The organism is Pseudomonas sp. LAP_36 (assembly GCF_019456785.1).
GTDB lineage: Bacteria > Pseudomonadota > Gammaproteobacteria > Pseudomonadales > Pseudomonadaceae > Aquipseudomonas > Aquipseudomonas tritici.
Genome location: NZ_JAHZMS010000003.1, coordinates 374,459 through 388,701 on the forward strand (window position 1 = coordinate 374,459; position 14,243 = coordinate 388,701).

At 61.1% G+C, this 14,243-nt stretch carries 14 protein-coding genes; 6 read left to right on the plus strand and 8 right to left on the minus strand.

The genetic code is table 11. The annotated features are described in order from the left end of the window. Positions 1 to 43 precede the first annotated feature (43 nt). From JBO08_RS12815 to JBO08_RS12840, 6 genes are all read left to right on the plus strand, one after another. Complete coding sequence (locus JBO08_RS12815) at positions 44 to 382, plus strand: hypothetical protein (protein WP_220074675.1); 339 nt, start codon at positions 44 to 46, stop codon at positions 380 to 382. An 85-nt stretch (positions 383 to 467) separates the two neighbouring features. Continuing rightward, entirely contained in the window at positions 468 to 2,147 is a 1,680-nt protein-coding gene (locus JBO08_RS12820; protein WP_220074674.1) for a GspE/PulE family protein, read from the plus strand. Positions 2,148 to 2,224: 77 nt separating this feature from the next. Then, a complete protein-coding gene (locus JBO08_RS12825) occupies positions 2,225 to 3,145 on the plus strand; it encodes an SPFH domain-containing protein (protein WP_046381704.1) in 921 nt (306 codons plus the stop codon). A gap of 10 nt (positions 3,146 to 3,155) precedes the next feature. After that, positions 3,156 to 3,602: an NfeD family protein gene (locus JBO08_RS12830; protein WP_065874431.1), complete on the plus strand. Its 447-nt coding sequence runs from the start codon at positions 3,156 to 3,158 to the stop codon at positions 3,600 to 3,602. Between the two features lie 68 nt (positions 3,603 to 3,670). Next, positions 3,671 to 3,985 carry a DUF2388 domain-containing protein gene (locus tag JBO08_RS12835; protein ID WP_003176799.1) on the plus strand — a complete coding sequence of 105 codons (315 nt, stop codon included), beginning with the start codon at positions 3,671 to 3,673 and terminating at the stop codon, positions 3,983 to 3,985. Between the two features lie 174 nt (positions 3,986 to 4,159). Then, positions 4,160 to 5,302, plus strand: a complete 1,143-nt coding sequence (locus JBO08_RS12840; protein ID WP_220074673.1) for a DegT/DnrJ/EryC1/StrS aminotransferase family protein — start codon at positions 4,160 to 4,162, stop codon at positions 5,300 to 5,302. A gap of 98 nt (positions 5,303 to 5,400) precedes the next feature. Here JBO08_RS12840 and gcvH read toward each other — a convergent pair whose 3' ends face one another. The 8 genes from gcvH to pepP form a co-directional block, all read right to left on the minus strand. Beyond that, a complete protein-coding gene (gene gcvH / locus JBO08_RS12845) occupies positions 5,401 to 5,784 on the minus strand; it encodes a glycine cleavage system protein GcvH (RefSeq protein ID WP_065874433.1) in 384 nt (127 codons plus the stop codon). A 53-nt stretch (positions 5,785 to 5,837) separates the two neighbouring features. After that, positions 5,838 to 6,920, minus strand: a complete 1,083-nt coding sequence (gene gcvT, locus JBO08_RS12850) for a glycine cleavage system aminomethyltransferase GcvT (protein WP_065874434.1) — start codon at positions 6,918 to 6,920, stop codon at positions 5,838 to 5,840. 156 nt (positions 6,921 to 7,076) lie between these two features. After that, positions 7,077 to 8,693 carry an iron ABC transporter permease gene (locus JBO08_RS12855; protein ID WP_065874435.1) on the minus strand — a complete coding sequence of 539 codons (1,617 nt, stop codon included), beginning with the start codon at positions 8,691 to 8,693 and terminating at the stop codon, positions 7,077 to 7,079. 162 nt (positions 8,694 to 8,855) lie between these two features. After that, a complete protein-coding gene (locus JBO08_RS12860; RefSeq protein WP_065874436.1) occupies positions 8,856 to 9,860 on the minus strand; it encodes an extracellular solute-binding protein in 1,005 nt (334 codons plus the stop codon). Positions 9,861 to 10,022: 162 nt separating this feature from the next. After that, positions 10,023 to 11,240: a 2-octaprenyl-3-methyl-6-methoxy-1,4-benzoquinol hydroxylase gene (locus JBO08_RS12865; RefSeq protein ID WP_175403044.1), complete on the minus strand. Its 1,218-nt coding sequence runs from the start codon at positions 11,238 to 11,240 to the stop codon at positions 10,023 to 10,025. A gap of 9 nt (positions 11,241 to 11,249) precedes the next feature. Then, entirely contained in the window at positions 11,250 to 11,735 is a 486-nt protein-coding gene (locus JBO08_RS12870; protein WP_065874438.1) for a DUF4442 domain-containing protein, read from the minus strand. After that, positions 11,728 to 12,915, minus strand: coding sequence for a 2-octaprenyl-6-methoxyphenyl hydroxylase (gene ubiH, locus JBO08_RS12875; protein WP_065891328.1), 1,188 nt, complete (start codon positions 12,913 to 12,915; stop codon positions 11,728 to 11,730). The genes JBO08_RS12870 and ubiH overlap by 8 nt, the downstream gene beginning before the upstream one ends. Then, complete coding sequence (gene pepP, locus JBO08_RS12880) at positions 12,912 to 14,234, minus strand: Xaa-Pro aminopeptidase (RefSeq protein ID WP_065874440.1); 1,323 nt, start codon at positions 14,232 to 14,234, stop codon at positions 12,912 to 12,914. Before pepP ends, ubiH begins: the two co-directional genes overlap by 4 nt. Between the last annotated feature and the right edge of the window lie 9 nt (positions 14,235 to 14,243).

The following is a 14,243-nucleotide window of genomic DNA, read 5'->3' on the forward strand; positions in this document are numbered from 1 at the left end:
CAGCGAATGTAAAAATTTCTCCAGTCAAATATGGAGCTTTCCCATGCACGCCGTCGAGATCACTCCCCCTGTCACTCGCTCCGATGCGTGGGCCACCAACAGCGCCCATTGCCAGGCGCATTACCAGATCGTCGCCGAGGCGGAGCCGGATGCGCTGTGCCGAGTGCTCAACTATTTCGCGCTGCAGTTTTTGACGCCGCGACACGTCACAGTGAACAGGGAGGATGACGTGCTGAACATCGGCATCGTGATGGACGGCCTGAGCTGGCACCGCGCCCAGGTGATCGGTGAAAAGATTCGAAACCTGATCAACGTGTGCGAGCTGAATGTGTGGTCGGCTGACTCTGCGGGGCCTCAAGCGATGGTGGCGGGCGCTCGGTAAAAATCTGCAATACACCCTGGGAGGCAGATAATCAGGGGCTGGCTAGCCTGGGATTAACGCCCACTGCCCCCCCAGGAAAATCTTCATGCCCGTTGACCAACGATTGGAATTGCATCAGCTGTTGCCGGCTTTGGTCGACGGAAAACTGATCACACCCGAGGTTGCGCAACGCTTGTCAGCGCTGCCGGCCAGTAACACCCAGCATCCCTTGGAAAGCATCGCAGCCCTTGGCCCCAACCTGGAAACCCTGACCGAATGGCTGGCCCAGCATGCCGGGCAACCTTACTTGCGTATCGACCCGTTGAAGATCGACGTGGCGACGGTCGTGCCGCTGATGTCCCACGCCTTCGCTCAACGCCACGCCATACTGGCGGTGGCGGTGGACGCACAGACCGTCACCGTCGCCAGCGCCCAGCCCCACGTCACCAGTTGGGAGGCCGGGCTCGCCCAGGTGCTCAAGCGCTCGATCAAGCGAGTGGTCGCCAACCCCCAGGACATCGCCCGCTGTATCGGCGAGTTTTACCGGCTGGCGAAGTCCGTCAGCGGCGCCGATCAAAAGGTCGCGGCGCCTGGCAATGTGGACCTGCTCAACCTTGGCGCCAGCGACCAGGAGCCTGATGCCAACGACGCGCATATCGTCAATATCGTCGACTGGCTGCTGCAGTACGCCTTTGCCCAGCGCGCCAGTGATATCCATATTGAACCGTGCCGTGAACAGGGCCGTGTGCGCTTTCGCATCGATGGACTGCTGCATGACGTCTATCAGTTTCCGCCCCAGGTCACGATGGCCGTGGTCAGCCGCCTGAAGAGCCTGGGCCGCATGAACGTGGCGGAAAAACGCAGGCCACAGGATGGCCGGGTCAAAACCAAAAGCCCGGCGGGGGCGGAAGTCGAGCTGCGCCTTTCCACCCTGCCGACAGCATTTGGCGAGAAACTGGTGATGCGGATTTTCGACCCTCAGGTGCTGCTCAAGGGCTTTGACCAGTTGGGTCTGTCGAGTGAGGACCAACAACGCTGGCTCGCCATGACTGGCCAGACCAACGGCATCATCCTGGTCACCGGCCCTACGGGTTCGGGCAAGACCAGCACCCTGTACACCACGCTCAGGCAACTGGCGACCCGGGAGGTCAACCTGTGCACCGTGGAAGACCCGATCGAGATGGTCGAACCCGCGTTCAACCAGATGCAGGTGCAACACAACATCGACCTGACCTTTGCCAGCGGCATCCGCGCCCTGCTGCGCCAGGACCCGGACATCATCATGATCGGTGAAATCCGCGACCAGGAAACCGCTGAAATGGCGATCCAGGCCGCGCTGACCGGGCACTTGGTGCTATCCACACTCCATACCAACGATGCACCCAGCGCCATCAGCCGCTTGCAGGAGCTAGGCATTGCTCACTATTTGATCAAGGCCACCTTGCTGGGCGTAATGGCGCAGCGGTTGGTGCGGGTTTTGTGCCCTCACTGCAAACGTGCGCTGGGTGAGGTTCATGAGGCCGTCGGGTGCGTTGAATGTCGAAACAGTGGTTTTCGGGGGCGAGCCGGCGTTTACGAAATCATGGTGTTGAACGAAGAGCTCAAGGCGCTGATCACGCCCGGCGCCGACGTGCAGGCCCTGCGCCAGGCAGCGGTTGCACAAGGCATGTGCAGCCTGCGCAGCGCTGGCATGCAAAAAGTCGAAGCGGGGCTGACCACCATCGCGGAAGTATTGCGGGTGACCCCTGGGGATTCGGTAACAAATCCTTTGTTTGTTACGCGGTGAAACCGTTCTTATCGGTGACAACACCGTTACAATCGGCCGAACGTCGTTTCACTGACACCATCAGATAGGGAATCGCTATGCAGATCGGAACCGTACTGCTTCTTTTTGTGGGCTTGGCCATCGCCATCCTGTTCATGGGCTTCAAGGTCGTCCCCCAAGGGTACCAGTGGACAGTCGAGCGTTTTGGCCGATACACCAACACTCTCAAGCCTGGCCTGAACATCATCATCCCGGTCATGGACCGCATCGGTCGCAAGATCAACGTGATGGAGAGCGTGCTGGACATCCCGCCCCAGGAAGTGATCACAGCCGACAACGCCACCGTGCAGATCGACGCCGTGTGCTTCTTCCAGGTGGTCAACACCGCCCAGGCGGCCTATGAGGTCAATAACCTCGAACACGCCATCCGCAACCTGCTGCAAACCAATATCCGTACTGTGCTCGGCTCCATGGAGCTGGATGCCATGCTCAGCCAGCGTGACGGTATCAACGAAAAACTGTTGCGCACCGTTGATGAAGCTACTGCGCCATGGGGCATCAAGATCACCCGTATCGAGATCAAGGACATCAGCCCGCCCGCCGACCTGATGGCAGCCATGTCTGGCCAGATGAAAGCCGAGCGGATCAAGCGCGCGCAGATCCTGGAGGCCGAAGGCCTGCGGGCGTCGGCGATCCTGACAGCAGAAGGCAAGAAGCAGGCACAAATTCTTGAGGCCGAAGGTGGGCGCCAAGCTGCGTTCCTGGAGTCTGAAGCCCGTGAACGTCAGGCTGAAGCTGAGGCTCGTGCGACTCAAGTCGTTTCCGAGGCGATCGCCACCGGTAACGTTCAAGCCATCAACTACTTCGTCGCGCAAAAATACATCGACGCACTGGGCAAGCTGGCGTCCGCCAACAACAGCAAGGTCATCCTGATGCCGCTGGAAGCCAGCCAGGTGATCGGTGCGGTCGGCGGTATCGGCGAGATCGTCAAGGCGACGTTCGACAACAAGAAAGGCTGAGGCCAGCACCATGTGGGATTTCCTGCAGCATTTGTCGTTCTGGGATTGGCTGGCACTGGGTACGGTGCTGTTGATTCTTGAAGTATTTGGCGCCGGTGGGTACCTGTTATGGATGGGTATCGCAGCGGCTGCCGTGGGCGTGATCAAGTTCCTGGTGCCGCCCCTGGGGCTGGAGTGGCAGTTGCTGCTGTTTGCCGTGTTATCGATCCTGACGGCGGTGTATTGGTGGAAGCGTCAGCGCAGCAGCGCCAAGGCAAGTGACCAACCCGGGCTGAACGAACGGGGCTCGGAGCTTATCGGCCGTATGTTTATCGTGCATCAGGCGATCGTGGACGGCCGTGGCAAAGTGAAAGTCGGCGATGGCGTTTGGATGGTGACCGGCCCGGACAGCCCTGTAGGCGCCCAAGTCCGTGTGGTTAGTCAGGAGGGCGTGGTGTTAAAGGTTGAAACTGTTTAGTCAGTGATGGAACTCGGCTGGGCTATCTACAATCATAATGTACAGATAACTCACCGGAGTCACCCATCATGCGTCTCAAATATGCTGTCGCAACCCTTGCTGTGCTTTCCCTTCCTGTCGGTTCAGCCATGGCCGACAGTTTCTGGCGCAATGTCATCTCGTCGGGCGCCACTACTGGCTCGACGTACCTGACCTTCAAGGACCACAAGCTGGTGGTTGCCGCACAAGACGACGCCGGCAGCTTTGTTGCCAGCGACGGCGGCATCCGTGGTCCATACCTGGAAGCCGCAATGCAGAAAGTCCGCGCCGATAACCCTGGCCTACAGGCCACGGATATGGAGCTGGCCAACGCCATCCTTGCGAAAAACGCCGTTACCGAGTGATTTCATCGCTCTGAAAAATGCCGCTGTTGAAGCGGCATTTTTTTGCCCGCGTTTTAACCCGCAGTATGACAATTCATTCACGGACGACAGGCTATATTCAGTCAAGCCGTGCAACCATGCCGTACTGATACCTCGCTCACTCATCGCCAATCTGAAACGGATGCCTTCGTCGTCATGAGCCAACAGCCCTTCCTGCCGTTTTCCAAACCTACCATTGACGAAGCCACCATCTCGGCGGTTGGCGATGTATTGCGCTCGGGCTGGATCACCAGCGGGCCGAAAGTGCAGGCATTCGAGGCTCAGTTATCGGAATACTTTGGCGGCCGCCCGGTGCGTACCTTCAACTCGGGCACCTGCACCATGGAGATTGCCTTGCGCATTGCCGGTATCGGGCCGGGCGATGAAGTCATCACCACGCCGATCTCTTGGGTTGCCACGGCCAACGTGATCCTGGAAGTCGGCGCTACGCCAGTGTTTGCCGATATTGACCCGATTACTCGCAATATCGACCTGGCCCAGGTAGAGGCTGCGATTACCCCGCGCACCAAGGCGATCATCCCGGTGTACCTCGCTGGCCTACCCCTGGACATGCCGATGCTGTATGCACTGGCCAACAAGTACAACCTGCGTATCGTTGAGGATGCTGCCCAGGCGCTGGGTTCAAGCTGGGATGGCGAGCGTATCGGCGCCACCGGGGATTTTGTGTCGTTCAGCTTCCAGGCCAACAAGAACATCACCTCTTCCGAAGGCGGCTGTCTTGTGTTGAACAATGCCGAAGAAGCGCGGCTGGCAGAAAAATACCGCCTGCAAGGCGTTACCCGCACAGGCTTCGACGGCCTGGATGTGGATGTGCTGGGTGGCAAGTTCAACATGACCGACATCGCCGCAGCCATCGGTTTGGGGCAATTTGCCCATATCGAAAAGATCACCGCTCACCGCCAGAACCTGGCGCAGCACTACTTCAAATGCTTTGGCGATGACTTTGAAGCGCAATACGGCGCGCAACTGCCGCCAGCGGATTTCGAAAACAGCAACTGGCACCTGTTCCAACTGGTACTGCCGGAGCGTCAGGACGGTCTGCCGGCCCGCGCCACCTTCATGGAGCAGATGCAGGCCCACGGCGTCGGCATTGGCTATCACTACCCGCCGATCCATCTGCTGAGTCTTTATCGGGCGCAGGGGTTCAAGGAAGGCATGTTTCCGGTGGCGGAAAAGGTTGGGCGCTTGATCGTATCATTGCCAATGTTTACGGCGATGACAGAGGCGGATGTGGAGCGGTCGGTGGCAGCCGTGAAAGCGGTTCTGAAAGCGAGCTGAAAAATCTGGCTCACCACAACCAAATGTGGGAGCTGCGGCGCGACGATTCGTCGCACCACAGCTCCCACATTGGTTTGTGCTGTTTCAGCTATTGGCGTTTACTCGCCGATGGCGGCTTTGTAACCGGCAGCATCCAGCAGTTTTTCCAGATCAGTCGGGTTGCTTGGCTTGAGCTTGAAGATCCACGCGCCGTACGGGTCGGAGTTCAGCAGTTCAGGGCTACCGCTCAGCTCCTCATTGACTGCAATCACTTCGCCTGCAACCGGGGCGTAGATATCCGAAGCAGCCTTCACCGACTCAACCACACCCGCCTGGCCTTCGGCTTCAAACGTAGCGCCAACTTCAGCCAGTTCAACAAACACCACATCACCCAACGCTTCCTGGGCATGGTCGGAGATCCCGACGGTCACGGTGCCGTCAGCTTCCAGGCGTGCCCATTCGTGGCTTTCGGCAAAACGCAGGTCGGCAGGGATATCGCTCATAGTCTGTGTCCTCAAGAAGTAATGTCAGCGGCCTTCGGCCTGCCGGGAATAGGTTAGATCAAGGTCTTGCCATGGCGCACGAAGGTCGGTTTGACCACTCGAACCGGGTACCACTTGCCGCGGATTTCCACTTCGGCCCGATCGGCGGTGGCCGTCGGTACACGCGCCAGGGCAATGGATTTGCTCAGCGTAGGAGAGAAACTACCACTGGTGATCTCCCCTTCGCCAATATTGGCGATACGAACCACCTGGTGAGCACGCAGAACCCCGCGTTCCTCCAGTACCAGCCCGACCAGTTTGAACTGCACACCCGCCGCTTTTTCCGCTTCCAGCGCGGTGCGACCAATGAAATTTCGCTCGGCAGGTTCCCAGGCAATACTCCAGGCCATGTTCGATGCCAGGGGCGAAACGTCCTGGTGGATGTCCTGACCATACAGGTTCATGCCAGCCTCCAGGCGAAGGGTATCCCGGGCGCCGAGACCGATGGGTGAAATACCCGCGCCCACCAGATCGTTGAAAAAGCCTGGCGCCTGATCAGCAGGCAGGACAATCTCCAGGCCATCTTCGCCGGTGTAGCCCGTGCGCGCGATAAACCAATCGCCATCGGCGTGGCCTTCGAAGGGCTTGAGTTGGTGAATCAGGGTGCCGCGGGACTGGGTGACCAACTCGGCAATTTTCTGCCGGGCGTGGGGGCCTTGAATGGCGAGCATCGCCAATTCGGGCCGCTCATGCAGCTGCACCTGATAATTACCCAGTTGCGCGTGCATCCACGCCATGTCCTGATCGCGGGTGGCGGCGTTGACCACCAGCCGATAGGCGTCCTCGGTGCGGTAGACAATCATATCGTCCACCACGCCGCCCTTTTCGTTGAGCATGGCGCTGTACAACGCACGGCCGCAGCCATGCAGACGTTCGACATCATTGGCCAGCAAATACTGCAGCCATTCCTTGGCCTGGGGGCCGCTGACATCGATCACGGTCATATGAGATACATCGAACACCCCGCAGTCGCGTCGCACCTGGTGGTGTTCTTCAACTTGCGAGCCGTAGTGCAAAGGCATATCCCAACCGCCAAAATCGACCATTTTCGCGCCGAGGGCGAGATGCAGGTCGTACAGAGGCGTACGCTGTCCCATGGGTTTCTCCTTCCGGGCGTGGCGAAGGTGCGCAGCGTTGCCGTTCGTGCCAAACACCTTGAATTACAAGGCCCGCAGCCACGCCCAGCGACTCGACCCGAAAGACGGGCCGCACCGAATGCCGCGCATTGTAGCTGCAAGCTGTAGGACTGGCACCTAACCGATTTGCCGGGCAGAGCGTCGGATCAGCCCGATCACCGGTAACAGCCCCACCAGCACCAGGGTCAACGCCGGCAAAGAAGCCCGTGCCCACTCGCCTTCGCTGGTCATTTCGAAAATACGAACCGCGAGGGTGTCCCAGCCGAACGGGCGCATCAGCAAGGTGGCGGGCATTTCCTTGAGCACATCGACGAACACCAGCAGCGCCGCACTTAAGGTCCCCGGCAGCAGCAACGGCAGATACACTTTGCAAAACAGTCGCGGGCCACTGACGCCCAGACTGCGTGCTGCTTCCGGCAAGGACGGGCGGATGCGCGCCAGGCTGTTTTCCAGCGGCCCATAGGCCACCGCCAGGAAACGCACTAGGTACGCCAGCACCAATGCCGACAGGCTGCCCAGCAGCAACGGCTTGCCCGCACCACCGAGCCAACCAGACAGCGGCACCACCAGCTCACGATCCAGATAACTGAACGCCAACATGATCGATACCGCCAGCACCGAGCCCGGCAAGGCATAGCCGACATTGGCCAGGCTGATGCCGGAGCGGATCGCCCGGGTCGGCGCCAGGCGGTTGGCAAATGCCAGCAGCAACGCCACGCTTACGGTGATCAACGCTGCGATGCCGCCCAAGTAGAGCGTGTGGACGATCAGGCCCGAATAGCGCTCATCCAGGTCGAAGCGGCCGCGCTGCCAGAACCAGACGACCAGTTGCAGCATCGGGATGACAAACGCACAGGCGAACACCAGCCCGCACCAGCCGCTGGCCGCCGCTGCCTTGAGCCCACGCAAGTGATACAGCGCCTTGCCCCGTGGCCGCTCATTACTCGACCGGCTGGCACCGCGTGCGCGACGTTCGCCGTACAGCACCAACATCACCACCAGCAGCAACAGGCTGGCCAACTGTGCCGCGCTGGAAAGGCTGAAGAAGCCGTACCAGGTTTTGTAGATGGCGGTGGTGAACGTATCGAAGTTGAACACCGAGACCGCACCGAAATCCGCCAGGGTTTCCATCAGCGCCAACGCCACCCCGGCACCAATCGCCGGCCGTGCCATGGGCAGGGCCACGTGCCAGAACGCTCGCCATGGCGATTGCCCCAGCACCCGCGCCGCTTCCATCAAGCCTTTGCCCTGGGCCAGGAACGCGGTGCGTGCCAGCAAATACACATACGGGTAAAAGACCAGCACCAGAACGATGATCACCCCGCTGGTCGAGCGCACGCGCGGCAGCCTCAAACCACTGCCAAACCATTCGCGCAGCAGGGTTTGCACCGGGCCTGCAAAATCCAGCAGGCCCACAAACACGAAAGCCAGCACGTACGCGGGAATGGCGAAGGGCAACATCAGCGCCCAATCCAGCCAACGCCGTCCGGGGAATTCGCAGAGGCTGGTCAACCAGGCCAGGCTGACGCCCAACAAGGTCACACCGACACCGACGCCCAACACCAGGGTGAGGGTGTTGCCCAGCAGGCGCGGCATCTGGGTTTCCCAGAGGTGGGACCAGATTTGCGCGTCGATGCTTTGCCAGGACAGCAACATCACGCTCAGCGGCAGCAGCACCAGGGCAGCGACGGTGAAGACCGGCAGGTACCAGCGGCGTTGGGCGGGGTGGGCCAAGGAAAAGCTCTCAGAGAAATGAAGGTTTTGAAGTCGCCGCTAACCAATGTGGGAGCTGGCTTGCCTGCGATGCAGACACCTCGGTATATCAGTCATACCGAGGTGATGCTATCGCAGGCAAGCCAGCTCCCACATTTGGACTGCAGTGTTTTTAAACTTGTATCAGTTCCAGCCAGCCCTATCCATCAACCGAATGGCCTCAGCCTGACGTTTGCCCGCCACTTCCACCGGCAAGGTGTCCGCCACGAATTTACCCCAGGTTGCCACTTCGGCCGACGGCGGTACCGCCGGGTTCGCCGGGAACTCCTGGTTCACGTCGGCAAAGATCTTCTGCGCCTCAGGCGTGGTCATCCATTCCACCAACGCCTTGGCGGCTTCCGGGTGTGGCGCGTGCTTGGTCAGGCCAATGCCCGACAGGTTCACATGCACGCCACGGTCGCCCTGATTCGGCCAGAACAGCTTCACCGCCAGGTCCGGCTTCTGCTTGTGCAGGCGACCGTAGTAGTAGGTGTTGACGATCCCTACGTCGCACTGGCCGGCATTGATGGCTTCGAGCACGGCGATGTCATCGGAGAATACGTCGGTGGACAGGTTGTTGACCCACCCCTTGACGATTTCTTCGGTCTTGGCCGCGCCGTGGGTTTCGATCAGGGTGGCGGTCAGCGACTGGTTGTAGACCTTTTTCGCCGTACGCAGGCACAGACGGCCTTCCCACTGTTTGTCGGCCAGGGCTTCGTAAGTGGTGAGGTCACCCGGTTTTACCCGGTCGGTGGAATAGGCGATGGTCCGCGCGCGCAGGCTCAAACCGGTCCAGGCGTGGGCCGACGAGCGATATTGCAGCGGAATATTCTTGTCGATCACACTTGAGGTGAACGGTTGCAGGATGCCCATTTGCTCGGCCTGCCAGAGGTTGCCGGCATCCACGGTGAGCAGCAGGTCGGCGGTGGCATTCTCGCCCTCGGCCTTGATGCGCTGCATCAGCGGGGCTTCCTTGTCGGTGATGAACTTCACCTGCACGCCGGTCTTCTGGGTGTAGGCGTCGAACACTGGCTTGATCAGTTCGTCGATGCGCGAGGAGTAGACCACCACTTCGTCGGCGGCCTGCACGGTGGTGCTGCCGATCAGGGTGAGTGCCAGGGCAGTCAGGAGGCGCTTGGGTGCCAACATGGGTGCGGTCTCTCATTTGCAAAAAGAGGGCAAATGATAAGGACTCACATTTGGTGGTGCTTGCTGGAGGCGTTACCAGATGTTGCATAGTCAACTTTTTGCGGTGGAGCTGATGGCCTCTTCGCGAGCAAGCCCGCTGCCACAGGGGACCGGGCGTCAATGTCAGGGTTTTGCCAGGTCAGGAAGATCGCCGGTCAGGCCCAGCGCCTGGCGTACAAACACGGCCTTGGCTTCGGGCATCTGGTCGACCAGCTTCAACCCCGCGTTGCGCAGCCAGCGCAGCGGCAATTGGTCGGCCTGGAACAGTCGCTCAAAGCCTTCCATTGCCCCCATCAACGCCAGGTTGTGCGGCATGCGTCGGCGTTCGTAGCGGCTCAGCACTTTCACATCCGCCAGGCGCTCACCGCGCTCGGTCGCCGACAACAGCACTTCAGCCAGTGTCGCTGCGTCAAGAAAGCCCAGGTTCACGCCCTGCCCCGCCAATGGATGGATGACGTGGGCCGCGTCGCCGATCAATGCCAGGCCTTCGGCCACGTAGCGTTTGGCGTGACGCTGGCGCAACGGCACACAAACGCGCGGGTCGGCGCTCAGCACTGTGCCGAGCCGGCCTTCAAAAGCCCGCTCCAGTTCACGGCAGAAGCTTTGATCATCCAGCGCCATCAGGCGCTCAGACTCAGCGGGCGTGGTCGACCAGACAATCGAGCACCAATCCTCCTGCCCATCCCGCACAAGTGGCAGGAACGCCAGCGGGCCGGTATCGGTAAAGCGTTGCCACGCCGTACGCTGGTGCGGCTCGCTGCTACGCACGCTGGTGACGATGGCGTTATGCAGGTAATCCCATTCGCGGGTCGCCGTGCCGGTCAGGCGGCGCACGGCGGAGTGGGCGCCATCGGCGGCAACCACCAACGGCGTACGCAACTTGCGCCCATCGGCCAGGGTCAGCAGCCAGTCATCGCCGGAGCGGCGCATCTGTTCAAGACGCGCGTTGGCCAACAGGCCCAGGTCGCAGTCGTGCAGACGGTCGAGCAAGGCATCCTGAACCACGCGGTTCTCGACGATATGCCCGAGCACCTCAGCGTGCACGCTGGCCGCCGAAAAGTGGATCTGCCCGGTGCCACTGCCGTCCCATACCTGCATCTCGCCGTAAGGGCTGGCACGGCGCGACACGATGCCGTCCCACACACCCAGGCGCTCGAGGATGCGCTGGCTGGCGGCCGACAAGGCGCTCACCCGCGGCTCGAAAGTCGCGTCAGGGTCGAACGGTTTGACACTCAGCGGGCTGCCATCGAGCAGCAGCACCTGCAGGCCACGGCCCTGCAACGCCAGCGCCAGGGCGCTTCCGACCATTCCTGCCCCGACAACCAGCACATCTGCGCGCATGTCCATGCTTTAAGCCTGTCTCGCTGGCGGCTTGCGCCGCACGTAAAGGGTTTTGTCGACCCGCGCCACCAGGGTGCCGGAGCCGTCATGTATCTCGACCTTGAGGTGGGGCAAGTACTTCTCGCCACCTTCGGTGTGTCGACGCACCTCATCGAGCAAGGCGTCGTCGATGGAAAACTCGGCGTACACCGGGCCTTTGCCCGGCGAGATGAAATCGATGCTCGCGGCCTTGTCCCACACAATGTAGTCGCGGCCCAGGTTCTCCATCAGCATCAGCATGTAGAACGGGTCGACCATCGAATACAGGCTGCCGCCGAACTGTGTGCCGACGTAATTGCGGTTGTACCAGCCCAGGCCCATGCGCACTTTGACGTGGCGAAAATCGGCGCTCATCTGCTGCACGCTGATCCCGGCGCCCAAATATGGCGGATACAGGGTCATGATCCAACGCAACAACCGCGCCTTGCCCAGGCGCTCGATCAACCCCTTACGCATCGGGACGCGTGCCCAGGCCCATGGCCTGACGGGCGAACCAGCGCTTGGCCGGCGGTAACAGGTCCAGGCCCAGCAGGCCTATGTTGCGGCCCAGCGCTACCAGCGGTTGGGCGCTGCCAAACAGGCGCGTGACCTGGTCGGAGAAGCCCACGGTGAGTTTCTGGTCGAGGCGCTGACGCTCGCGATAGCCCTGCAAGGTTGCCAGGTCGCCCGGTACTTGCGGCCCGGCCAGCAAGGCCTCGGCCAAGGCGTTCGCATCGCGCAGGGACAAGTTGAAGCCCTGCCCGGCAATCGGGTGCAGGCTGTGGGCGGCGTTGCCAAGGATTGCCAGGTGCGAACGCACTTGTTCCTCGGCCTCAACCAACGTCAGCGGATACAGATGACGTGCGCCGACTTGCTTCAGGGTGCCCAGGCGGTAACCGAACACGCCCTGCAATTCACTCAAGAAGCTGCGTTCATCGAGGTTGGCCAGGCGCTGGGCATCCATACCGATGCGCGTCCACACCAGCGCGCAACGGTTGTCCGGCAGCGGCAGCAAGGCCATTGGGCCTTCATCGGTGAAACGCTCGAATGCTTCGCCGTTATGGGCTTCGCTTGGGGTGATGTTGGCGATCAGCGCGCTCTGGTTATACGGGCGGGTTTTAACGCCGATGCCCAGTTGCTCGCGCAAGCCGGAACGGCCGCCATCGGCCAGCACCGCGAGGTCGCATTCCAGCACGGTTTCATCGTTGAGGGTAAGACGGTAGCCATCGGACAGCGGCTCCATGCGCGTGACTTCCGCCGGGCAGCGCCAACTGACCACGTCTTTATCCAGGCCTTGCCACAGGCACTGGCCCAGCCAGGCGTTTTCCACCACGTAACCAAGGGCGGGCACGCCCTCTTCCATGGCTGACAAACGCGCCGTGGAGAAGCGCCCACGGTCGGACACATGGATCTGCTTGATCGGTTCGGCGCGGCGGGAAATGTCCTGCCACAAGCCCAAACGCTGATAGATCTGCCGGGCGCCGAAGGACAGCGCCGAAGAGCGCGCGTCGTAGCTCGGCTGGTAGCTGTCGCCCGGCGCGAACGGTTCGATCAGCACGATCTTCCAACCGCGCGCCTTGGCCCCCGCCTGCAACGCCAACGCCAGGCTGGCACCGACCAGGCCACCGCCGATGATCGCCAGGTTGACCCGGCTCATCGCGCAGCCGCCATCAGCGCTTCGATATCGGCGACGGTCTTGGGCACGCCGCCGGTCAGGATTTCACAGCCTTGCTTGGTTACCACCACGTCGTCCTCGATGCGTACGCCAATGCCACGCCATTTCTTTGCCACGTTCTGATTGTCCGGCGAGATGTAGATCCCCGGCTCAACGGTCAACGCCATGCCAACTTCCAGCACACGCCATTCTCCGCCCACTTTGTACTCGCCCACATCATGCACATCCATGCCCAGCCAGTGGCCGGCGCGGTGCATATAGAAGGGTTTGTAGGCTTCACTGGCGATAAGTTCGTCGACGTCGCCCTGCAACAACCCCAGCTTCACCAGCCCGGCGGTAATGACGTGCACTGTGGCCTCGTGGGCCTGGTTCCAATGCTTGTTGGGGGCGATCTGGGCAAAGGCGGCTTCCTGGGAGGCCAGCACAATCTCGTAGATTGCCTTCTGCTCGGGCGAAAACTTGCCGTTGATCGGCCAGGTACGGGTGATGTCACTGGCGTAGCAGTCGATCTCGCAACCGGCGTCGATCAGCACCAGATCACCGTCCTTGAGCAACGCGTCATTCTGCTGGTAATGCAGGATGCAGCTGTTACGCCCGGCGGCGACGATGGAACCATAAGCCGGCATTTTCGCGCCGCCTTTGCGGAATTCGTAGTCCAGCTCGGCTTCCAGGCTGAACTCGTGCAAACCCGCCCGGCTGGCCTGCATCGCCCGCACATGAGCGGCGCAGGAGATTCGTGCGGCCTCGCGCATCACCTTCACTTCTGCCGCCGATTTATACAGACGCATGTCGTGGAGCAGATGATCCAGAGCAACGAATTCGTTCGGTGGCTGGGCGCCGAGGTGCGCTTTAGAGCGGATCACGTTGATCCACTCCATCAGGTGCCGGTCGAATTCAGCGTTGCTGCCCATGGCCGAATACACCCGGTCGCGGCCTTCGATCAGGCCGGGCAGGATGTCGTCGATATCGGTGATCGGGAAGGCATCGTCGGCGCCAAAGTCGCGGATTGCGCCTTCGGTGCCGGCACGCAGGCCGTCCCACAGTTCGCGTTCGGCATTGCGTTCGCGGCAGAACAGCACGTACTCGCCGTGCTGGCGGCCGGGCATCAGCACGATCACCGCTTGCGGCTCGGGGAAACCGCTCAGGTACTGGAAATCGCTGTCCTGGCGGTACACGTGTTCGACATCACGGTTGCGAATCGCCACGGCGGCGGCCGGTAGGATCGCGATGCTGTTGGGTTCCATCTGCGCCATGAGCGCCTTGCGGCGCCGCGTGTATTCCGCTCGGGGGATATGAATCATGGACAGATG